Here is a 20,894-nt window from a genome sequence, read left to right as displayed (position 1 = left end):
CTGCGAGTGCGGGCGCGCCGCCCGACCGCCGCGGGAGAGTGGGGGCGCACCTGCCACTCGCCGCGCCACCCGAGAGGATCGCCATGTCCACCGACCTGCCCGGAGGGCTCTTCCCGCTCGCCCACGACCTCACCGTCACGCGCTTCGGCTACGGCGCCATGCAGCTCGCGGGGCCGCGCGTGTTCGGGCCGCCCGCGGATCCGGACGCCGCCCGCGCCGTGCTGCGCGAGGCCGTCGCGCTGGGGATCACGCACATCGACACGGCCGACTTCTACGGCCCCGGGCACACGAACGCCCTCATCGAGGAGGCGCTGTTCCCGTACCCCGAGCGCCTCCACATCGTGACCAAGGTCGGATCCCTGCGGGACGCGAAGGGCCGCTGGCCGCAGGCGCTCTCCGCGGCCGAGCTCCGCCAGGCCGTCTACGACAACCTCACGCACCTGACGCTCGACGTGCTCGACGTCGTGAACCTCCGCGTCGGCGCCTTCGACAGCCCGACCGACGGATCCATCGAGGAGCCGTTCACGGCCCTCGCCGAGCTGCAGCGGGAGGGCCTGATCCGGCACCTCGGCGTGAGCAACGTGACGGCCGCGCAGGTGGCCGAGGCCCGCGCGATCGCGCCGATCGTGTCCGTGCAGAACCACTACAACCTCGCGCGCCGCGACGACGACGCGCTCATCGACGAGCTGGCCGCCGACGGCATCGCGTACGTGCCGTACTTCCCGCTCGGCGGGTTCTCGCCGCTGCAGTCGGAGGTGCTGGCGCGCGTGGCCGCCGACCTCGACTCGGCGCCGCTGCCCGTCGCGCTCGCCTGGCTCCTGCAGCGGTCGCCGAACGTGCTCGTCATCGCGGGCACGTCGTCGGTGGAGCACCTGCGGGAGAACGTGGCGGGGGCGCGGATCCGGCTGCCCGAGGACGCGCTCGCGGAACTGGAGGGGATCGGCGGCTGACGGCCAGGGGCGGCGCCCGGCGGCGGTCGCGGCGGCCGGCAACACGCGGCATGCGGCATGCGCGCACCCGGGCACGCGCAGGGTCAGCTCGCGGCGGCTCGCTCCGCCGCGACCGCCGCCGCATCCGCCACCCGCCGCAGCGCCGCCAGCACCACGCGCACGGGCGCCTGGGCGAGCGCGTCCGGCCGGGCGAGCACGTCGACGTGGCGCACGAGCAGCGGGCCGACGACCGGCCGCAGCACCATCCCGTCGACCGCGAGCGGGGCGCCGGTCGTGCGGGGCATCACCGCGATCGCGTCGCCGGCCCGCACGATCCGCGCCGCCACCGAGAACTCGTTGACGCGGTGGACGATGCGCGGCGCCTGCCCGATCAGCGCGCCCAGGTGGTCGAGCACGCCCGCGAGCGGGAAGCCCGCGTGCGTGGAGATCCACCGCTCGTCGCGCAGCTCCTCCGGCGTGATGCCGGCGGACGACGCGAGCGGGTGCCCGGCGTGCAGCGCGACGTCGAGCGGCTCGACGAGGAGCGGCACGACCACGAGCCGGGCGGTCGGCCACGGCGCATCGTGCGGGAGGCGGTGCGCGACGACGAGGTCGTGATCCGCGGTGAGGCCCGCGAAGTCGCCCTGCGCCACGTCGGCGTCGGCGAGCGCGACGCCGACGCCGCCGTCGAGCTCCCGCAGCTCCCGCAGCTCCTCGAGCAGCGGCCCGAAGAGCGCGAGCCCGGCGCTGTGGAACGCGGAGACGCGGACGGCCCGGGCGTCGTGCGCGAGGAACGACCCGACGGCGTCCCGCGCCGCTGCGAGCGCCTCGTCCACGCGCGTCGACGCCGCGGCGAGCGCCTCCCCGGCCTCCGTGAGGACCAGCCGCCGCCCGCGCTTGACGGTCAGCGGCACGGCGACGCCGGCCTGCAACGCGGCGAGCTGCTGCGAGACGGCGGACGCGCTCACATGCATCGCGACCGCGACAGCCGCGACGCTGCCCCGGTCGCCGAGCTCGCGGAGGAGGCGGAGGCGGGCGGGATCCATGAGCACTGTCTAACGCATCGATGAAGACGATGCCCGTCGATCTTCCGGGTCGAGTGCCGGACAGTGGGGGCATGGCCTCCCCCACCCGTCCCGGATACGTCGTCGACCTGCTGCTCCTGGCCGTCGCGGCCGTCTGGGGCGCGAGCTTCCTCGCGGCCAAGGACCTCGCGGCGGAGACGGGCGTGCCCGCGGCCGTCGCGCTGCGCTTCCTCGTCGCGGCGGTCGCGACCGGGATCGTCTGCCTGGCCCGGCGCGAGCGCCTGCCCCGCGGCCGCGGCCTCCTCATCGCGGCGGCGCTCGGCTGCTCGCAGGCCGCGGTCATCGGGCTGGAGACCTGGGGCGTGCATCTGACGAGCGCGACCAACGCGGGTCTGCTGATCAGCCTGGCCCTCGTGATGACGCCCGTGCTCGAGGGCGCCGCGTCGCGCTCGTGGCTGCCCCGGTCGTACTTCGTCGCGGCGGTCGCGGCCGTGGTCGGCGTCGCGCTGCTCGTCTCCGAGGGCGGGCTGCGCGCGCCGACGGCGGGCGACGGGCTGGTGATCGCCGCGGCGGTCGTGCGGGCCGTGCACGTCACGGCGAGCGGGCACCTCACGCGCGGGCGGAGCGAGGGATCCCTCGGCGTGGTCCTCGTGCAGATGGCGGTGTGCGCGGCCCTCTTCTCCGCCCTCGCCGGGCCCGACCTGCCCGCGGCGGCCGCGACGCTCGACGCCCGGGGCTGGGGCGGGGTCCTCTTCCTCGGGGTGCTGTGCTCGCTCTTCGCGTTCGTCGTGCAGCTCTGGGCCGTGCGGCGGACGTCGGCGTCGCGCGCGAGCATCCTCATGGGCACCGAGCCGGTGTGGGCGCTGCTGGTGGGCGTGGTGCTGGCCGGGGAGGCGATCGGGCCGATCGGCGCGGCCGGCGCCGCGCTCATCGTCGCGGCGTCGTACGCGGGCCAGGCGATCGAGCGGCGGCACCGGGCGCGGATCGCCGCGGCGGTCGGCCCGGATGGACAGAATGGCGGCATGCCCTCGCGCGCCCCGGCCCCCCGCTCCCTGGACCCCGCCGCATGACCGCCCCCGACCGCCGCTTCCCCCGGAGCGTCTACCGCGAGGGCGCCGAGCCCGACGTGCGGTTCACGCTCGCGAACGAGCGCACCTTCCTCGCGTGGATCCGCACCTCGCTCGCGCTCCTCGCCGCCGGCGTCGCCCTCGAGGCGCTCGCGCTCGGGCTGCAGCCGGGGTTCCGGCTCGCGGCCTCGATCGTGCTGATAGTCACCGGGATCGCCGCGCCCGCGCAGGCGTGGGTCGGCTGGATGCGCACCGAGCGGGCCCTGCGCCGGGACCGCCCGCTGCCGTCGGCCGGTCTGTCGCTGCCGCTCGGGATCGCCGTGGTCGCCGCCGGGGTGCTCGTGCTGCTGGGCGTGCTGACGGCGTGAGCGCGCCCGTCCCCGCCGACCGCCCCTCGGACCCCGGCCTGCAGCCCGAGCGCACGGCCCTCGCGTGGCGGCGCACGGCGCTGGCGCTCGTGGTCGGATCCCTGCTCGGCCTGCGCGTGCTCCCGGCGCTCCTCGGGACGGCCGGCCTGGTGGTCGCCGCAGCCGGCGTGGTGGTCGCCGCAGCCGGCGTGGTCGCCGCCCTCGCCGTGCTCGCGACCGCGCACCGCCGCTACCGCCGGGTGCACCGGATCCTCACGGCGGGCCCCGCGCACCCGGACCGCCCCGCCGCCCTCCCCGGCGGCGCGCTCCCGGCGCTCGTGGCGGCGCTCACGGCGTGCGCCGGCCTGGCCGCGCTCGCCCTCGCGCTCACCCGCTGACCGCGCGGGCGCCGACGCGGGCGACGGCGCCAGCGACAGCGACAGCGCCTCAGGCCGTCGGCATCCGCAGCAGCGCCCCGTGCTCGCGGCACGTGGCCGCGGCGATCGCCATGCACGTGCGCAGCATCGCCTCGCCCTCCTCGGCGGTGCGCGGCGCTCCCCGTCGGGCGATCGCGTCCGCCGCCGCCGCGAGGCACGCGTCCCCGGCGCCCATGGTGTCGACGATGGGCCGCGGATCCGGCGCGATGCCCGCCGTGACCACCTCGCCGCCCTCGAGCTGCACGGACGCGCCGCGCGCGCCCTCGGTGGCCAGCACGATGCGGCTGCCCGCGCCGTGCAGGGCCGCGCGCGCGTCGGCCAGCGTGCCCAGGCCGAGCAGCCCGGTGTCGTCGTCGCCGATCTTCACGAGCAGCGACTCCGCGGCCGCGCGCGCGAAGCCGTCCCGGAAGCGGGCCGCGTCGTGGAGCATCCCGGCGCGCGGGTTCGGGTCGACGAGGAGCCGCTCGCGGGGACCCCGCACGGCGGCCAGCAGCTCGTCGGCCTGCGCGTGGTCGTCGTAGGGGAAGCAGCTGACGACGACGAGCGATGCCGCGTCCAGCGCCGCCCGCTCCGCCGCTCCGATGCGCACGCGGCGATTCCACGCGGCCTCGTTGAACGTGTACCGCGGCTCGCCGTCGACGCGCTCGCTCACCGCCACGGAGGATCCGGACGGGCCGACGGTCGCGATGAGCTCGACCCCGTGCGCGTCGAGCTCGCCCCGGATGCGCGCGCCGTGCGCGTCGTCGCCGACCATCGCGACGAGCTGGACGCGGTGACCGAGGATCGCGAGGCCGACGGCGACGTTGAGCGCCGCGCCGCCGACGAACGGGGTCTCCTCGCCGCCCTCGCGGATCAGGTCGATGAGGGCGTCGCCGACGACGACGATGGGCTGGTCATGCATGGCGGGGGACCTCTCCGGAGCCTCGGACGATGAGCGTGGTGGGGACGACGACGGTCTGCGCGGGACCCCGGTCGCCGTCGAGCCGGGCGAAGACGCGCTCGGCGGCGGCGTGGCCGATCGCCGAGGGATCCTGCGCGACGACGGTGACCGCCGGATCCAGCAGCGCGGCCATCGGCAGGTCGTCGAAGCCGACGAGCGCGATGCGGCGGTGGGCGTCGTGCCGTCGCAGCGCCGTGATCACGCCGATGGTGATGAGGTTCTGCCCGCTGACGATCGCGGTCGGCGGCTCGGGCAGGGCGAGCAGGCGCTCGGCGAGCGCGTCGGCCACGCGCTCGTCGGACGCGCCGTCGAGCACGTGGCCGGGCAGCACGGGCAGGCCGCGCCGGGCCATCTCCTCGAGGAAGCCGCGCTCGCGCTCGCGGGCCGTGAAGATCTCCGGCCGGTCGCCGAGGAACGCGATGCGCCGGTGGCCCCGGTCGGCGAGGTGCGCCACGGCGCGCGCGATCCCCGCGGCGTTGTCGACGACCACCGCGTCCGCCGCGAGCCCCACGGGCACGCGGTCGACGAACACGACGGGCGTGCCGCGGGCGGCCTCGACCCCGAGGTACGACTGGCTGGGCGCGATGGTCGTGAGGATGAGCCCGTCGACCCGGCGGGCGAGGAACGCGTCGACGGACGAGCGCTCGCGGTCGGGGTCGTCGTCGAGGCTCGACGCGAAGACGGCGACCCGGCGCTCCTTCGCCACCTCCTCCACGGCGCGGTGCAGCGCGCCCGAGAACGGGTTGGCCACGCTGCCCACGAGGAGGCCGAGCGTGTTGGTGCGGCGGTCGGATCTGCGCAGGTTGCCGGCGTGGAGATCCGGCTGGTACTGCAGCTGCGCCACGGCGGCGCGCACCCGCTCGGTCATCGCGGCGGACACGTTGGGCTCGCCGTTGATCGCGCGCGACACGGTCTTGATGCCCACGCCCGCGAGCCGGGCGACGTGCTTCATCGTGGGGCGGCGCGCGTCGGAGGGCGAGTCGGGAGGGGATGACATCGGTGTCACGAATGGGTCTCGCTCTCTGTGCGATGGGTTGACCATACCGGGTCACACCCGATAGACCTCTCCCTGACAACGTTGTCGGGAGTGCGCTCCCACCCGAAGGACAGGATCCCTCAATGACGAACCGATCCCCGCGTCTCGTGCGCACCATCGCCCTCGGCTCGGCGGCCCTCATCGCCGCGGCCGGGCTCACCGGCTGCTCGAGCTCCAGCTCGGGCGGCGGCGCCGGCTCCTCCGGCGACGTCGGCGTCTCGCTCATCGTGAAGACGACCACCAACCCGTTCTTCGTCGCCATGCAGGACGGCGCCAAGGACGCCGCCGCGAAGGACGGCATCGCGCTGACCCTCGCGGCCGGCAAGGAGGACGGCGACGAGGACACCCAGATCCAGGCCATCGAGAACGCCATCTCGAAGGGCGACAAGGGCATCCTCATCACCCCGAACGGCCCCTCGGTGGTCGACGCGATCCAGAAGGCGCGCGACGCGGGCCTCTTCGTCATCGCGCTCGACACGGCGCCCGACCCGGCCGACTCCGTCGACATCACGTTCGCGACCGACAACTTCGCCGCGGGCGAGTCCATCGGCAAGTGGGCGGCCGCCCAGCTCGGCGGGAAGAAGGCGACCATCGCCCTCCTCGACCTCTACGACGACAAGGCCGTGTCGGTGGACTACAACCGGGACCAGGGCTTCCTCACCGGCATGGGCATCGACGTCGCCGACAAGGCCAAGAACGGCGACGAGGCGAAGACCGGCGACTACAGCGGCGGCGACTACGAGATCGTCGGCAACGAGGCCACGCAGGGCGCCGAGGACGGCGGCCGGACGGCCATGGAGACGCTCCTGTCGAAGGATCCCGACATCAACGTCGTCTACACGATCAACGAGCCCGCCGCGTTCGGCGCGTACCAGGCGCTCCAGGCGGCCGGCAAGGAGAAGGACGTCGTCCTCGTCTCGGTCGACGGCGGCTGCGCGGGCGTCAAGAACGTGAAGGAGGGCGTCATCGGCGCCACGGCCCAGCAGTACCCGGTGAAGATGGCCGAGCTCGGCGTCGAGGCGATCGCGCAGCTCGCGAAGGACGGCACCAAGCCCTCCGCGAGCGAGGGCCTCGACTTCTTCGACACCGGATCCGCGCTCGTCACCGACACCCCCGTCGACGGCCTCGACAGCATCACGGCCGACGACGCCGCGACGAAGTGCTGGGGCGAGTGACCGTGAGCCAGCGGACAGCCGACCCGAACCCGCCCACCTCGTCGCTCGACCTCGCGAACGAGTTCCTCGACCGCCGCACGCCCGTCGACCGCATCCGCGGCGTGCTCCACCGCTACCCCGCCGTCAGCCCGGCCGTCGTGCTGGTCCTCGCGATCATCGTGTTCGGCCTGCTCAACGACCGGTTCCTCGATCCCGCCAACCTGTCGCTCGTGACGCAGCAGGTCGCCGTGGTCGGCACGCTCGCGGTGGCGCAGACGCTCATCATCCTCACCGCGGGCATCGACCTGTCGGTGGGCGCGGTCATGGTGCTCACGTCGATGGTCATCGCGCAGACCGCGAGCCAGAACGGCCTGCCCGCGCCGGCCGCGCTCGTCGCCGGGCTCGTCGTGGGCCTCGCGGCGGGGGCCTTCAACGGCCTGCTCGTCACGCGGCTGCGGCTCCCCCCGTTCATCGTCACGCTCGGGACGCTGAACATCTTCGTGGCGCTCACGCTCCTGTACTCCAACGGCGCCACCGTCCGCGGCGTGGACATGCCGGCCGCCCTCTCCTGGACGGGACGCACGTTCGACCTCGCGGGCGTGAAGATCAGCTTCGGCGTGGTGCTCATGCTCGTGCTCTACGTGGTCGTCGCGTTCATCCTCGGCAAGACGGCCTGGGGCCGGCACGTGTACGCGGTCGGCGACGACAAGGAGGCCGCGCGCCTCGCGGGCATCAGCGTGAACCGCGTGCTCATGAGCGTGTACCTCGCGGCCGGGGCGATCCTCGCCGTCGGCGCGTGGATCCAGATCGGCCGCAGCAACGCCGCCAGCCCGAACGCGGGCGCCGACCTCAACCTCGACTCCATCACTGCGGTGGTCATCGGCGGCACAAGCCTCTTCGGCGGCCGCGGCACCGTCTGGGGCACGCTCCTCGGCGCGCTCATCGTGGGCGTGTTCCGCAACGGGCTCTCGCTCGCCGGGCTGGACGTGCTCTACCAGACGCTCGCGGTGGGCGTCCTCATCATCGTGGCCGTCTCCGTCGACCAGTGGATCCGAAAGGTGCGCAAGTGACCCTCACCGACCCCGCGGGCAGCAGTCCCGCCGCGACCCGCACGCCCGTGCTCGAGGCGAAGCGGCTCGTGAAGACCTTCGGCCGCGTCGTCGGCCTCGACGGGGTGAGCCTCGAGCTGCACGCCGGCGAGGTGCTCGCCATCATCGGCGACAACGGCGCCGGCAAGTCGACCCTCATCAAGTGCCTCACGGGAGCGGAGACGCCCGACGAGGGCGAGCTGTTCCTCGACGGCAAGCCGGTGTCGTTCAAGCGACCGCAGGACGCGCGGGCCGCGGGCATCGAGACGGTGTACCAGAACCTCGCCGTCTCCCCCGCGCTCGACGTGGCCTCGAACCTCTACCTCGGGCGGGAGAAGCGGAAGAAGGGGATCCTCGGGTCGGTCTTCCGCATGCTCGACACGGCCGGCATGCGGAAGGAGGCGCGCGACGAGCTGCTCGAGCTCGGCATCTCGACGCTGCAGGACGTGACCGTGCCCGTCGAGAACCTCTCGGGCGGGCAGCGGCAGGCGGTCGCCGTGGCGCGGGCCGCGGCGTTCGGATCCAAGGTCGTGGTGCTCGACGAGCCCACCGCGGCGCTCGGCGTGCGCGAGTCGAACCAGGTGCTGGAGCTGGTGCGGAACCTGCGCGACCGGGGCATCCCGGTGATCCTCATCAGCCACAACATGCCGCAGGTGTTCGAGGTCGCCGACCGGATCCACATCCAGCGCCTCGGGAAGAAGGCGGCGACCATCACGCCGCAGTCGCACTCGATGACCGACGCCGTCGCGATCATGACGGGCGCGGCCACCGCATGACCGCCACGGTGCTGTACGCGGAGTTCACCGCGCTGCCGGGTCAGGAGGAGCGGGTCGCGCGGATGATCGCCGACCTCGCGGAGCTCGTGCGGGCCGAGCCGGGCAACGTCGTGTTCGAGCCGTACCGGCGGGTGGAGGATCCGGCGCGCTTCGTCGTGCACGAGGTCTACCGGGACGAGGCCGCGTTCCAGGCGCACATCGGGGCGTCGTACGGGGCCGAGTTCAACGCGGCGCTCGGACCGCTCATCGTGGAGGACGGGTCGCAGCTCACGTTCCTCGCGACCGTCTGACCGGCGCCACCCCGATCCCGCGGCCGCCCGGCGTCTCGACGCGCCGGGCGGCCGTGCCGCGTGCGTGGGACCGGCCGCGGATCAGCGCGCCGAATATCCGCCGTCCACCAGGTGGTAGCTGCCCGAGATGAAGGACGCCTCGTCGCTGAGGAGGAACAGCACGAGGGCCGCGACCTCCCGGTCGGTGCCGAGGCGGCCGGTCGCGTGCTGGCTCTCGAGGTACGCGAGCGCGTCGTCCGAGAGGGACGAGCGCACGAGCGGGGTGTCGATGAAGCCGGGGCCGACCGCGTTCGTGCGGACGCCGCGCGCCGTGTACTCGAGCGCCGCGACCTTGGTGAGGCCGACGAGGGCGTGCTTGCTCGCGACGTAGGCGGCGTTCTGGGCGATCCCCACGGATCCGAGCACGGAGCTCATGTTGACGATCGCGCCGCCGCCCGCCGCCACGATCGCGGGGAGCTCGTAGCGGAGGCCGTAGAAGACGCCGTCGAGGTCGATGCCGCGGACGCGGTCCCAGGTGGCGACGTCGTACTCGCCGATGTCGGCCGCGGGCGCGCTGATGCCGGCGTTGTTCACGGCGAGGTGCAGGGCTCCGTAGGTCGCGACCGCGTGCGCGACGGCGGCTTCCGACTCCTCCGCCCTCGAGGTGTCCTGGCGGAACGCGACGGCCGTGCCGCCCGCGGCCGCGATCTCGGCGACGACGCCCTCGGCCGCCTCCAGCCGGATGTCGGTGACGACGACCGACGCTCCCTCCGCGGCGAGCGCGCGGGAGATCGCGGCGCCGATGCCGCTGCCACCGCCTGTCACGAGCGCGGTCTTCGTGTCGAACCTGGCCATGGGGATCCTCCTCGGGTGAGAGGCGGCGCGGATCCGCGCCGCTCCTCGACGGTACGCCCGCGCGATCCGGTCATCCGCGGTTCACCCGGCGTCCACCCGGGCGTCGGGGGCGCGCACGGGGGCGCCAATACCTTTCAACCGTGATGCGTCCGCCGGTACCCGGAGCAGACGCCCGAGATCGATGGAGACCCCACATGACCCTCACCCGTGAGACCCACCACCGGCTGCTGCCGGTCCTGTCGCGCGACCCCCACGCCCGCGGCAAGCGCAGCACCGTCACCTGCCACCTCAAGTGCGACGACGCGTGCACGAAGCCCGTCCCCAACATCACCGACAACTCCTACTTCCGCGACATCGCGGGCCGCGCCCTCTCGCGCCGCACGCTGCTCGGCGGCGCGGGCGCCGGTGCCCTCGCGATCCTCGTGGCGCAGAACGCAGCTGCCCCCGGCGCCGAGGCCGCCGCCGCGCAGGCCGCGTCGAACCTGCCCTTCACGGCGATCACGCCCGTCGACGCCGCCGTCGACCAGTTCACCGTGCCGACCGGGTACCGCTGGCAGCCGATCATCCGCTGGGGCGACCCGCTCTTCAGCTACGCCGACGACTTCGACGCGGACAACCAGACCGCGAAGCTCGCCGCGCGCCAGTTCGGCTACAACAACGACTACCTCGACATCATCCCGATCAACTCGCGGAACAAGGAGGCGCTCCTCGTCGCCAACCACGAGTACACGAACGAGAACATCATGTTCCCGCCGGCCGCGGACGCCGCCGAGCTCGACGAGCAGCGCCGCATCGGCAAGGCCTCGCACGGCATGTCCGTCGTCGCGCTCCGCCGGAAGACGGTCGGCCAGCCGTGGACCTACACGGTCGGCCACCACCGCAACCGCCGCATCACCGCGGACACCCCCTTCACCGTCTCGGGCCCGGCCGCCGGATCCGCGTCGCTGCGCACCAAGGACGACCCGAAGGGCACGCGCATCCTCGGCACGCTCGGCAACTGCGCCGGCGGCACCACCCCGTGGGGCACCGTGCTCTCCGGCGAGGAGAACTTCAACGGCTACTTCCGCACCGCGGGCACCGCGGCCGCCGACAAGCGCTACGGCCTCGCCGACAAGGCGACGACCCGCGGCTGGGAGGCCATCGACCCGCGCTTCGACGCCCGCACCCCGGGCTACGAGAACGAGCCGAACCGCTTCGGCTGGATCGTCGAGGTCGACCCGTTCGAGCCCGGCGAGGCGCCCGTGAAGCACACCGCGCTCGGCCGCTTCAAGCACGAGGGCGCGAACGTCATCCTCGGGAAGAGCGGCCACGTCGCCGCGTACATGGGCGACGACGAGCGCTTCGACTACCTCTACAAGTTCGTCTCGCACGACACGATGGTCGTCGGCACCTCGCGCCAGGACCGCCGCAAGAACAAGCAGCTCCTCACGCGCGGCGCGCTCTACGTGGCGCGCTTCACGGGCGACTCACCCGTCGCGGAGATCACCGGCACCGGCCAGGTCCCGTCCGACGGCCAGTTCGACGGCATCGGCCAGTGGATCCCGCTGGTCGTCGACGGCGTCTGCCAGGTCCCCGGCTTCACGACCGAGCAGGCGCTCGTGCACACGCGCCTCGTCGCCGACGCCGCGGGCGCCACGAAGATGGACCGCTGCGAGGACGTGCAGCCCAGCCCCGTCACGGGCAAGGTCTACGTCGCCTGCACCAACAACACCGACCGCGGCAAGGCCGGCAAGGAGGGCGCCACGGAGATGAACCCGCGGACGACCAACCGCGACGGCCACATCGTGGAGATCACCGAGGACGGCGGCGACGCCCGCTCCACGACGTTCTCCTGGAACCTGCTGCTCGTCGCGGGCGACCCGGCGAAGAACGAGTCCACCTACTTCGCGGGCTTCCCGAAGGACAAGGTCTCGCCCATCAGCTGCCCGGACAACGTCGCGTTCGACTCCGAGGGCAACCTCTGGATCTCCACCGACGGCGCCCCGAGCACCATCGGCCTCAACGACGGCCTGTTCAAGGTCCCCGTCGAGGGCGCCGAGCGCGGCCACGTGCAGCAGTTCCTCTCCGTGCCCACCGAGGCGGAGACCTGCGGCCCGGTCGTGCACGACACCGAGGGCATGGTCTTCGTCGCGGTGCAGCACCCGGGCGAGGACGGCACGTTCGCGGAGCAGCACTCGTTCTTCCCCGACTACGTGCCCGCCGGCGTCACCCCGCCGAAGGGCGCCTGGCGCGGACCGCGCCCGTCGGTGATCCAGGTGTTCCGCGGCTGATCCGCGGGGAAGCTGCTCGCGGGGTGACCCGCTGAGCTGATCGGGGGGCCGATCGGAGGGCCGGGGCGTGCGTGCGCCCCGGCCCTCGTGCGTGCGGGGGCGGTCTGGGCCGGGCCGGGCTAGCGTCGAGGGATGAGCGAGCACCCCGCGGATCCCGACGACGCGGGCACCGGCGACGGCTCGACCGACGACGAGCGCTGGCTCGTCGTGGGCGGGCGGCGGTGGCCGCGCACGGATCCGTCGCTGCCCGACGATGTGGTGGAGGCGCTGAAGTCGCACCTCGGTCGCGGGCGATCCGGGGTGGGCGCGGCGAAGCGCCGGGGCGACGACGACGCGGTCGCCTCCGCCCGCCAGCGGGTCGGCCTCGCGAAGCACGGCCTCGGCGAGCGCGGCCCGCGCTGGTGGGACGAGCCGGAGGACGCGCGCCTCGAGCGGGCGCGCCAGGCGCTGCGGGAGCTGGACGCGCTGGACGACCCCGCGAGCTGACGCGCGCGTCCGCCGCCCGCCCGCCCACGGGCCAGGCTGGACCCATGCAGCTCTACTCCGCGCTCCCCCTCGTCCGCGCCCGGCAGATCGCGGCCGACACCGCGGCGCTCGCGGGCATCGTCGTGTCGGTGCTGCTCGGGATCGCGGTGGCCGCGCTCATCCGCCCGCTCGGCGACCTCGGCCGCAGCATGGAGCGGTCGGGCACCCAGCTCAGCGGATCCATGACCGACGCCGCCGACGCGCTCGGCCGCCTGCCGCTCGTGGGCGACGCCGCGCGCGGGCCGTTCGAGGACGCGAGCGGCATCGGATCCGGACTCGTGCAGGCCGGGCGCGACCAGCAGTCGCTCGTCGGGACCATCGCCCTCGTGCTCGGGCTGCTCGTGGCGCTCGTGCCGATCGCCTTCATCGTGCGGCACTGGCTGCTGCGCCGCGTCTCGTTCGTGCGCCGCGCGGCCGCCGCCCGCTCGCTCGCCGCGACGCCCGGCGGCACCGAGCTGCTCGCGCTGCGGGCCCTCTCGTCCCGGAAGCCGGCGGCGCTGCTGAAGGCCCACCCGGATCCGGTCGCCGCATGGCGCGCGGGCGACCCGCGCGTGGTGCGCCAGCTCGCCGACCTGGCGCTGCGCGACGCGGGGGTGTCGGCCGGGCACTGATCCCGCGAGCCCAGCCGAGGTGACGGACGCCGCCGGAGGGAGCATCCTCGGAGTCATGTCGCCTCTCCTCCTGGCCGGGCTCGCCGGCCTGCTCTCCGGGCTGTCGCTCGTCGTCGGATCCCTCGTCGCCTGGTTCGTGAAGGTGCCGCGCGAGGTCGTGGCGCTCGTCATGGCGTTCGGCGCCGGGGTGCTCATCTCGGCGCTGTCGTTCGACCTGGTCGACGAGGCGGCGGCCAGCGGTGGCGTGGTCCCCACGCTCGGCGGCTTCGTCGCGGGCGCGCTGGTCTACGTGGTGCTCGACCAGATCCTCGAGCACGGCGGCTTCCGCAGGAAGCACCACGGGAAGTCGGGCGGCGGGGGCGGCACCGGCGTGGGGATCGCGCTCGGCGCCCTGCTCGACGGCGTGCCCGAGACGGCCGTGCAGGGCCTCAGCCTCACGGGCGGCGGGGCGCTGAGCATCGGCGTGCTGGTCGCCGTCGTCATCTCGAACTTCCCGGAGGGCATGTCGAGCACGGCCGACCTCAAGCAGTCGGGCCGGAGCGCCCGCTACGTCTTCGGCCTCTGGATCTCCATCGCCGTCGTCTGCGCCCTCTCGTCCCTCGGTGGCTACGCGCTGCTCGGCGGCCTGCCGGAGAGCGGGCAGTCGGTCGTGATGGCGTTCGCGGCCGGCGCGATCCTGGCGATGATCTGCGACACCATGATCCCCGAGGCGTTCCGCAAGGCGCAGGCGCTCACGGGCCTCGTCACGGTGCTCGGCTTCGTGGCGAGCTACGCGGTGCACCAGGCGGGCTGAGCGGCCGGGGTGGGGCTGAGCCGCCGGGTCGGGCTAAGCCGCCGCGCCGGATCAGGCGTCGGCGGGCTTGTCCCGCGGCGACACGTTGAAGCGGTGCAGCAGGCCCGCGAGCTGCTCGACCTCCGCGGTGTCCCAGGCGGAGAGGCGGTTCTGCAGGCGCTCGCGCGTGCCCGCCCGCACCTGCTCGAGGCGCTCCTCGGCGAGCGGCGTGAGCGTGAGGATCGTGGAGCGGCGGTCCTCGGGATCCGGCTCGTCCTGCACGTAGCCGGCCTCGCGCAGCACGCGGAGGTGGCGGCTGACGGAGCTCTTGTCCATGAGGAGGCCCGCCGCGACGGCGCCGGCGGACGCGGGTCCGTCGGTGCGGATCCAGCGCGCGACCGCGAAGGCGCCCGGCTGGAGGCCGGGGTGGAAGACGGCCGCTTCCTCGATGCGCAGCGAGCGGATCGACATGAGGAGAGCGCCGAGCTCGGTCGCGACGGAGGACACGGCGGCCGAGCGGTCGTCGGCGGGCGCGGGCACGTCGGCGGTTCCGGGGATCACGGGGAGACCCTAACCGACCCCGATCCGCGCGCCCGCCACGCGGATGCCGACCGGCCAGTGCGCGGGGGCACGGCGGAGCGCGCGGCGGGGGCGCCCGACGGGCGGCGAACCGCGGGATCCGGGTGCGGCGGCACCCCCTGGTAGCCTCGTCCGCGCAGGCGGGGACGATGAAGGCGAGCCACATGACCGACGACACGCACGACACCGGCCACCGAGAGGGTGGGGCGTCGGAGCCTCCCCTCCTCAGCCGCCGCGAGCTGCGCCGCCGCCAGCAGGAGATGGAGCAGGACCGCTCGACCGACGCGTCGGGCGACGCGCACCGGTGGGTGGATCCGTTCCCCGCCGTCCCGCGCACCTCCGAGGGCGGCCTGTTCGGGCCCGACCGCGTGCGCCCCGGCAGCCCGGCACCCGTGCCGGCCGAGGCCGACGCCGAGGACGAGGCCGAGGACGAGGCCGCCGCTCCGGACGCCGAGGACGCGGATCGCGAGGGCGACGCCGAGGACGAGGTCGTCGGCACGCACGCCTTCGACGAGCTCTTCGACGACGCCGAGGACGACGACGTGGATCCCGAGGACCGCGTCCCGGACGACGCGCACGACGCCACGGCACCCGCCGACGATGCGGACGACGACGCCCGCCACGCGACCCCGTTCGACGCGGTCGTCTCCGCCGAGGCCGGATCCGCGTGGACCGTGCCCGCGCCGCACGTCGTGAACGCGCACCCCTTCCGCATGCCGCTGCGCCCCAGCACGGAGTCGACGGACGCCGACGCGCGGCCGGCCGAGGACGCCGCAGCCGGCGCGCAGCCCGTCGACGACGCGCCCGCCCCCGCGCTCCCCTCGCCCGCCTTCCCCGAGCCCGCAGCCGCCGCCGCACCGCAGCCGACCCCGGTCGCCTCGCTCCCCGCGGCGCCCGACGACGTCGAGGAGCCCGCCGACGCGCGCCGCCCCGGCACCGACCTCACGGCGTTCCCCGACGCGGATCCGCAGCGCTACGTCATGCGCACCCCGCGCGCCGACGCGACCTCCAGCGCCCTCACCCTCTTCCCCGAGCAGACCGGCCAGCGCCCGCCGCGCGGCCCCGTCGTCGCGCGCACCGGCTTCCGCGGGTTCGTCAACGCGGTCACGGGCGGCGTCTTCAAGATCGGCCCGGGTGCCGAGGAGGCCGCGGCGAACGCCGAGGTCGCGCGCCGCGAGGGCGACGAGCGCGTCATCCGCCAGGCCACCTGGTCGCGCGCGGTCAGCGTGCTGGTCGCGAACCGGAAGGGCGGCGTCGGCAAGACGCCCACCTCCCTCATCCTGGGCGGCGTGCTCGGCTCCATCCGCGGCGGATCCGTCGCCGTGGTCGAGGTCACCGACGATCCCGGAGCGCTCGGCTACCGCGCCGAGGGCCAGCCGCAGCGCGGGCTCGGCGAGCTCGTGCGCGACCGCGACGAGATCCACAGCGCCGGCCAGCTCGCCGGGTACACGGCGCCGCAGACGAGCTTCGCCTCCGTCGTCGCGTCGGTCGGGCCGCGCCGCGAGCTCACGGGCGAGGACGTGATCGGCGTCTCCCGCCTCATCGACGAGTACTACGCGATGCGCGTGATGGACTCCGGCAACCAGCCGTCGTCCTCCGCCTTCCGCGGCGCCATCGAGGTCACCGACGTGCTCGTCGTCCCCGTGCTCAACGCGGGCGACGCCGTGCTCGAGGCGGTCGCGCTGCTCGACTTCCTGCGCGAGCTCGGCGGCCACGCGGCGATGCTCGCCGACAACGCCGTCATCATCCGCCTGCACGACGGACGCCCGGAGGACCCGGCCGTCGTCGCGCGCATCGACCGGATCCTCGACGACGCGCGCCCGGCGCAGATCTTCACGGTGCCGTACGACGCGCACATCGCGGAGCGCGGCCCGATCTCGCTGGCCTCGCTCGACCCCGAGGTCGCGCGCGCCTTCACGGCCGCGACCGCGGGCGTCGTGCAGCGGCTCGCGCACGCGGTCCGCTGACGGGCGCGTCCGCGGGCGGATCCACCGGGCGCCGTCCGCGGATCCGCCGCCCGCTCGACCGCGAGATCCTCGCGCTGGCCGTCCCCGCGCTCGGCGCCCTCGTGGCCGAGCCGCTGTTCCTGCTCACCGACACCGCGCTCGTCGGGCACCTCGGCAGCGCGCCGCTCGCCGGCCTCGGCATCGCGAGCGTGATCCTGCAGACCATCGTCGGCCTCCTCGTCTTCCTCGCGTACGCGACCACGCCCACCGTCGCGCGGCGGCTCGGCGCGGGTGACCGGCCGGGCGCGATCCGCGCGGGCATCGACGGCCTGTGGCTCGCGCTCGCACTCGGCGCGGTGGTGCTGGTCGTGGGGCTCGTGGTCGCGGATCCGCTCGTGCGCGCCCTCGCGGACACGGGCGGCGCCGACGCGGATCCGGCCGCGACCACCGCCGTGGTCGACGCCGCCCGCACGTACCTCGGCATCTCGCTCGCCGGGATGCCCGCGATGCTCCTCGTCATCGCCGCGACCGGCCTGCTCCGCGGGCTGCAGGACACGCGCACCCCGCTCGTCGTCGCCGTCTCCGGCTTCGCGGCGAACGCGGCCCTCAACGCGTTCCTCATCTACGGGCTCGGGTTGGGCATCGCCGGATCCGCGTGGGGCACCGTCATCGCGCAGTGGGGCATGGCCGCGGTCTTCGTCGCGATCGCGGTGCGCGCCGCCCGCGAGACCGGCACGACCCTGCGGCCGGGGATCCGCGGCGTCGCGCGCTCGGCGGCGTCGGGCGGCTGGCTGCTCGTGCGCACGGCGTCGCTGCGGGCGGCGATCCTCGCGACGGTCGCGGTCGGCGCGGGCCTCGGCGTGACCGGGCTGGCGACCCTGCAGATCGCGCTCACCCTGTTCTCCACGGTCGCGTTCGTGCTCGACGCGCTCGCGATCGCCGGCCAGGCGCTCGTCGGCCACGGCCTCGGGGCCGACGACGTGCCGCGCGTCCGCGCCGTCGCCCGCCGGCTCGTGCAGTGGGGCGTGGGCCTCGGCGCGATCCTCGGCCTCCTCCTCGCGGCCCTCTCGCCGCTGCTCGGGCCGGTCTTCACGGGCGACGCGGGGATCCACCGCATGCTGACCGCGGTGACCCTCGTGCTCGCGGTGGGCCTGCCCGTCGCCGGGTACGTGTTCGTTCTCGACGGCGTGCTCATCGGCGCCGGCGACGCCCGGTACCTGGCCCTCGCGGGACTCGTGAACCTCGCGATCTACGCGCCCGCGCTGATCCTCGTGGCCTGGCTCACGGAGACCGGCCGCGTCGCCGGCACCCCCGCCCTCCTCGCGCTGTGGGCGGCCTTCGGCCTCGTCTACATCGGCGCCCGGGCGCTCACGCTGGGCCTGCGGGCGCGCGGCGACCGGTGGATCGTGACGGGGGTCGCGCGGGCCTGATCCGGCCTCAGTACATCGCCAGCGGAGCCCCGCCGCGCGGCGCCGGGAACGCGCGGTCGAGCGCCTCTAGCGTCTCGTCCGGGATCACGAGGTCGAGCGCCGCGCGGTTCTCGGCGACGTGCGCGGGCGTCGCGGCCTTGGCGGTCGCGAAGACGTGCGGCGCCTGACGGAGGACCCACGCGAGCGCGAGCTGGCCCGCGCTCACACCGAGGGGCTCGGCGAGGGCGGCGAGCGTCGGATCCGTCGCGAGTCGACCCTGGTCGAGCGGCGAGTACGCCATGACGGGCATGCGGCGCGCGCTCGCCCACGGGATCACGTCGGTCTCGGGCCCGCGCTGCGCGAGGTTGTAGAGCACCTGGTCGGTCTGCGCGGCGTCGCCACCGGGGATCGCGGCCAGCTCGTCGAGGTCACGGGCGTCGAGGTTGCTGACGCCCCACGCGCGGATCAGCCCCTCCTCGACGAGCTCCTGCATCGCGGCGACCGTGTCGGCGAGCGGGTGGGATCCGCGCCAGTGCAGCAGGTAGAGGTCGAGCCGGTCGGTGCCGAGGCGTTGGAGGCTGCGGCGGGCGGCCTCGCCCGTGCCGCGGCGGGACGCGTTCGACGGCAGGACCTTGCTGATGAGGAACACCTCGTCGCGGCGGCCGGCGATCGCCTCGCCGACCAGCTCCTCGGATCGTCCGCTGCCGTACATCTCGGCGGTGTCGATCGCGGTGAGGCCCGCGTCGATCCCGGCGCGCAGCGCGTCGAGCTCGGTGGACCGGGCGGCGCGGTCGTCGCCCATGTTCCAGGTGCCCTGCGCGAGGGCGACCATGCTGCAGCCGTCGGGGAAGGTGGTGGTGGGGATCTCGGTGTCAGCCATTGCTCCATCCTGCGCTCCGCCGCGGCGGACGGACAGGGCGGCGCGGCGGGCGCTCAGCCGCAGTCGGTCGCGTGCCGCATCTCGAACCGCGGGAGGTCGTCGCCGAGCCCCTCGGACCGGAGGCGCGCGGTCACCTCGTCGAGGACAGCGGTGCCGCGCGCATCCGCCTCCAGGCGCAGCAGTCCGTCGGGCGATGGAGCCGGTCCGCGGTCGCGGAGGGCGCCTTCGAGGCGGCTGTGCGCCGCCGCGACGCCGTCCGGCCCGGGATCCGCCTCGAGGAGGGCCTCCTCGAACCGCTCGATGGGGCCGTCCCGCTGGTCGAACCCGTCGATGACGCCGAGGGTCCACCCGGTCGTGCACTCCGTGCCGTCGGAGCGGATCCACGACTCCTCGCGCACCGTCTGCGCGCCGTTCACGAGGCGGGCGACGGAGGCGCATCCGGCGAGGAGGCCGACCGAGAGGGCCGCGGCGAGGAGGAGGCGGAGCGAGCGCATGTCCCGACGCTACGGTCGGCCGCCGCTGCCGGCGTCGCCCGGCGGGTGCACGCGCGTACGCCCCTGGTCGCCATCCCGGACGCCGCGGGAGCCGCGCGTCACCGCGGGTCCGCGTGCTCCGGCGGCCAGACCACGGAGAAGCGCTCGAACACGATCTCGTCGTCCTCCGACCAGGCCGCGCCGCGGGCCGCGCTCACGCGCTCCCAGTAGAGGCGGTGCTGCGTGCGCCAGCTCTCGAGCGAGAGGTCGTCCTCGCCCTCGTCGTGCGCGAAGGCGGCGTCGGCGCTCGGGAACGGGCCCACGCGGAGCTCGGTGCTGCGGATCACGATGCGCGGCGCCCCGCTGCTGTCGCAGGCGATCCAGTGCGAGCCAATGCGCGGCACCTCGTCGCCGCGCGCGAGGAAGTCGGCGACCAGCTCCGCGGTGGCGCGCTTCCGGCCGGACAGCACGATCCCGAGCAGCTCGTCGGCGAGACGCGCGTGGTCCCCGAAGTGCTCCACCGTGTGCTCGGGCCCGGCGGCGACCGCCTGCGGGTGGGCGGCGGCGTACGCGGACCACATCCGCTCGGCAGCCGCGAGGTCGGGCGGGGAGACGGGCGCGGAGACGGGCGCGGTCGGGTCGCTCATGGGTCCGATGCTCCCATGCGGCCGGAGTGCCGCCAGATCCGTCAGACCGCCCGCGCCACGAAGACCATCACCCGCGACGCCTCCGTGAGCGGGCCGCGCGCGAAGTCGCCGTGCACCGCGTCCACGTCGAAGCCGGCCGCGTCGAGCTGGGCCGTGAGGGTCGCGCGGTCGCGGAACGCGAACTCCTGCACGTCGGTGACCACCTCGCCCGTCGCGACGAACCGGCTGTGGAAGACGGCCGTGACGCGGCCCGGCCCCGTCTCCTCGACGTCCATCCACTCCTCGAGCGGGCCGTGCGCGGTGTCGCGGGTCGTCGCCGGGCCGGACCACCGCTCCCACGCGCCGTCGGCCGGGTTCCGGCTCTCGAAGGTGAGCGTGCCGCCGGCGCGGAGGGCGCCGCGCAGGTCGGCGAGGGTGCGGATCCACTCGGCATCGGGGATGTGCTGCACGACGTTGCCGGTCAGGAACGCGAGGTCGAACGGACCGGACGGCAGCGCGCGGCTGTCGCCGTGGATCCACTCGACCGCGTCGCCGCCCGGCCGGTGCCGGGCGACGTCGAGCATCGCGGCCGACGGATCCACGCCCACGACACGACGCCCGGGCGCCTGGAGCGAGACGGTGAGCATGCCCGTGCCGCAGCCGAGGTCGAGGATGCTCCGGGCGCCCGTCTCCTCGGCGAGCGCCCGGTCGAAGTCATGCTCGGGTCCGTCCGGGTTGTCGCCGTCGTAGAGCGCGACGAGGCGGGGATCGAGGTCGGGCATGGTCCGACGCTACCGATCACGGGCGAGGCGCCGCTCGCGTACCGGACGCGGATCCGGCAGCCGGTCCGCTGATCCGCTCGGCGACGGGTCCCGCCGCT

The 20,894-nt window shown here is 74.9% G+C and carries 23 protein-coding genes; 14 read left to right on the top strand and 9 right to left on the bottom strand.

Annotated elements, in window-relative coordinates; translation table 11 throughout:
* Positions 1–83: 83 nt before the first annotated feature.
* Positions 84–950, top strand: a complete 867-nt coding sequence (locus tag ACMT9T_RS11140) for an aldo/keto reductase family oxidoreductase (protein WP_414745599.1) — start codon at positions 84–86, stop codon at positions 948–950.
* Between the two features lie 83 nt (positions 951–1,033).
* Here the strand turns inward: ACMT9T_RS11140 and ACMT9T_RS11135 are convergent, their stop codons facing one another.
* Positions 1,034–1,975, bottom strand: coding sequence for a LysR family transcriptional regulator (locus ACMT9T_RS11135; RefSeq protein ID WP_414745598.1), 942 nt, complete (start codon positions 1,973–1,975; stop codon positions 1,034–1,036).
* Positions 1,976–2,046: 71 nt separating this feature from the next.
* Here ACMT9T_RS11135 and ACMT9T_RS11130 point away from each other — a divergent pair, with 71 nt between their 5' ends.
* From ACMT9T_RS11130 to ACMT9T_RS11120, 3 genes are read left to right on the top strand one after another with little or no spacing between them, the layout of a single operon-like run.
* Positions 2,047–3,024 carry a DMT family transporter gene (locus tag ACMT9T_RS11130; RefSeq protein WP_414745597.1) on the top strand — a complete coding sequence of 326 codons (978 nt, stop codon included), beginning with the start codon at positions 2,047–2,049 and terminating at the stop codon, positions 3,022–3,024.
* Positions 3,021–3,389, top strand: coding sequence for a YidH family protein (locus ACMT9T_RS11125; protein ID WP_414745596.1), 369 nt, complete (start codon positions 3,021–3,023; stop codon positions 3,387–3,389). Before ACMT9T_RS11130 ends, ACMT9T_RS11125 begins: the two co-directional genes overlap by 4 nt.
* Complete coding sequence (locus ACMT9T_RS11120; protein WP_414745595.1) at positions 3,386–3,766, top strand: DUF202 domain-containing protein; 381 nt, start codon at positions 3,386–3,388, stop codon at positions 3,764–3,766. Before ACMT9T_RS11125 ends, ACMT9T_RS11120 begins: the two co-directional genes overlap by 4 nt.
* A 49-nt stretch (positions 3,767–3,815) precedes the next feature.
* On the opposite strand, the gene ACMT9T_RS11115 is transcribed toward ACMT9T_RS11120, so the two are convergent.
* A complete protein-coding gene (locus ACMT9T_RS11115; protein WP_414745594.1) occupies positions 3,816–4,706 on the bottom strand; it encodes a carbohydrate kinase family protein in 891 nt (296 codons plus the stop codon).
* Complete coding sequence (locus tag ACMT9T_RS11110; protein ID WP_414745593.1) at positions 4,699–5,751, bottom strand: LacI family DNA-binding transcriptional regulator; 1,053 nt, start codon at positions 5,749–5,751, stop codon at positions 4,699–4,701. The genes ACMT9T_RS11115 and ACMT9T_RS11110 overlap by 8 nt, the downstream gene beginning before the upstream one ends.
* Positions 5,752–5,864: 113 nt before the next feature.
* Between ACMT9T_RS11110 and ACMT9T_RS11105 the strand changes: the two genes are divergently transcribed.
* The 4 genes from ACMT9T_RS11105 to ACMT9T_RS11090 are packed head-to-tail and all read left to right on the top strand — an operon-like array spanning position 5,865 to position 9,089.
* Positions 5,865–6,956 carry a substrate-binding domain-containing protein gene (locus ACMT9T_RS11105; protein WP_414745592.1) on the top strand — a complete coding sequence of 364 codons (1,092 nt, stop codon included), beginning with the start codon at positions 5,865–5,867 and terminating at the stop codon, positions 6,954–6,956.
* Positions 6,957–6,958: 2 nt separating this feature from the next.
* Positions 6,959–8,005: an ABC transporter permease gene (locus tag ACMT9T_RS11100; RefSeq protein WP_043668492.1), complete on the top strand. Its 1,047-nt coding sequence runs from the start codon at positions 6,959–6,961 to the stop codon at positions 8,003–8,005.
* Positions 8,002–8,799 carry an ATP-binding cassette domain-containing protein gene (locus tag ACMT9T_RS11095; RefSeq protein WP_116054126.1) on the top strand — a complete coding sequence of 266 codons (798 nt, stop codon included), beginning with the start codon at positions 8,002–8,004 and terminating at the stop codon, positions 8,797–8,799. The genes ACMT9T_RS11100 and ACMT9T_RS11095 overlap by 4 nt, the downstream gene beginning before the upstream one ends.
* Positions 8,796–9,089: a putative quinol monooxygenase gene (locus ACMT9T_RS11090; RefSeq protein ID WP_414745591.1), complete on the top strand. Its 294-nt coding sequence runs from the start codon at positions 8,796–8,798 to the stop codon at positions 9,087–9,089. The genes ACMT9T_RS11095 and ACMT9T_RS11090 overlap by 4 nt, the downstream gene beginning before the upstream one ends.
* Before the next feature lie 81 nt (positions 9,090–9,170).
* Here the strand turns inward: ACMT9T_RS11090 and ACMT9T_RS11085 are convergent, their stop codons facing one another.
* The gene (locus ACMT9T_RS11085) at positions 9,171–9,923 is read right to left on the bottom strand and encodes an SDR family NAD(P)-dependent oxidoreductase (RefSeq protein ID WP_414745590.1); all 753 of its coding nucleotides are present in this window, start codon (positions 9,921–9,923) and stop codon (positions 9,171–9,173) included.
* Positions 9,924–10,117: 194 nt separating this feature from the next.
* Here ACMT9T_RS11085 and ACMT9T_RS11080 point away from each other — a divergent pair, with 194 nt between their 5' ends.
* The 4 genes from ACMT9T_RS11080 (at position 10,118) to ACMT9T_RS11065 (ending at position 14,122) form a co-directional block, all read left to right on the top strand.
* Positions 10,118–12,193, top strand: coding sequence for a PhoX family protein (locus ACMT9T_RS11080; RefSeq protein WP_414745589.1), 2,076 nt, complete (start codon positions 10,118–10,120; stop codon positions 12,191–12,193).
* Between the two features lie 132 nt (positions 12,194–12,325).
* Complete coding sequence (locus tag ACMT9T_RS11075) at positions 12,326–12,679, top strand: biopolymer transporter Tol (RefSeq protein ID WP_414745588.1); 354 nt, start codon at positions 12,326–12,328, stop codon at positions 12,677–12,679.
* A gap of 44 nt (positions 12,680–12,723) precedes the next feature.
* Positions 12,724–13,329, top strand: coding sequence for a hypothetical protein (locus tag ACMT9T_RS11070; protein ID WP_414745587.1), 606 nt, complete (start codon positions 12,724–12,726; stop codon positions 13,327–13,329).
* Between the two features lie 55 nt (positions 13,330–13,384).
* Positions 13,385–14,122, top strand: coding sequence for a ZIP family metal transporter (locus ACMT9T_RS11065; RefSeq protein WP_414745586.1), 738 nt, complete (start codon positions 13,385–13,387; stop codon positions 14,120–14,122).
* 51 nt (positions 14,123–14,173) lie between these two features.
* On the opposite strand, the gene ACMT9T_RS11060 is transcribed toward ACMT9T_RS11065, so the two are convergent.
* On the bottom strand, positions 14,174–14,662 hold the full coding sequence (locus tag ACMT9T_RS11060) for a MarR family winged helix-turn-helix transcriptional regulator (protein WP_414745585.1): 489 nt from the start codon (positions 14,660–14,662) through the stop codon (positions 14,174–14,176).
* A 182-nt stretch (positions 14,663–14,844) separates the two neighbouring features.
* Here ACMT9T_RS11060 and ACMT9T_RS11055 point away from each other — a divergent pair, with 182 nt between their 5' ends.
* Both ACMT9T_RS11055 and ACMT9T_RS11050 read left to right on the top strand, forming a co-directional pair.
* Positions 14,845–16,647, top strand: a complete 1,803-nt coding sequence (locus ACMT9T_RS11055; RefSeq protein ID WP_414745584.1) for a MinD/ParA family ATP-binding protein — start codon at positions 14,845–14,847, stop codon at positions 16,645–16,647.
* 41 nt (positions 16,648–16,688) lie between these two features.
* Positions 16,689–18,056 (top strand): MATE family efflux transporter, encoded by a 1,368-nt coding sequence (locus tag ACMT9T_RS11050; protein ID WP_414745881.1) that lies wholly within the window; start codon positions 16,689–16,691, stop codon positions 18,054–18,056.
* Positions 18,057–18,063: 7 nt separating this feature from the next.
* On the opposite strand, the gene ACMT9T_RS11045 is transcribed toward ACMT9T_RS11050, so the two are convergent.
* The 4 genes from ACMT9T_RS11045 to ACMT9T_RS11030 form a co-directional block, all read right to left on the bottom strand.
* The gene (locus ACMT9T_RS11045) at positions 18,064–18,915 is read right to left on the bottom strand and encodes an aldo/keto reductase (RefSeq protein ID WP_414745583.1); all 852 of its coding nucleotides are present in this window, start codon (positions 18,913–18,915) and stop codon (positions 18,064–18,066) included.
* A 53-nt stretch (positions 18,916–18,968) separates the two neighbouring features.
* Positions 18,969–19,409, bottom strand: coding sequence for a hypothetical protein (locus ACMT9T_RS11040; protein WP_414745582.1), 441 nt, complete (start codon positions 19,407–19,409; stop codon positions 18,969–18,971).
* A gap of 98 nt (positions 19,410–19,507) precedes the next feature.
* A complete protein-coding gene (locus ACMT9T_RS11035; RefSeq protein ID WP_414745581.1) occupies positions 19,508–20,035 on the bottom strand; it encodes an ASCH domain-containing protein in 528 nt (175 codons plus the stop codon).
* Positions 20,036–20,076: 41 nt separating this feature from the next.
* A complete protein-coding gene (locus tag ACMT9T_RS11030) occupies positions 20,077–20,796 on the bottom strand; it encodes a class I SAM-dependent methyltransferase (protein WP_414745580.1) in 720 nt (239 codons plus the stop codon).
* Between the last annotated feature and the right edge of the window lie 98 nt (positions 20,797–20,894).

Source organism: Clavibacter vidaverae (assembly GCF_047529985.1).
GTDB classification, from domain to species: domain Bacteria; phylum Actinomycetota; class Actinomycetes; order Actinomycetales; family Microbacteriaceae; genus Clavibacter; species Clavibacter nebraskensis_A.
Note: the sequence above shows the minus strand (reverse complement) of the source record. Positions and strands in the feature narration are given on the sequence as shown.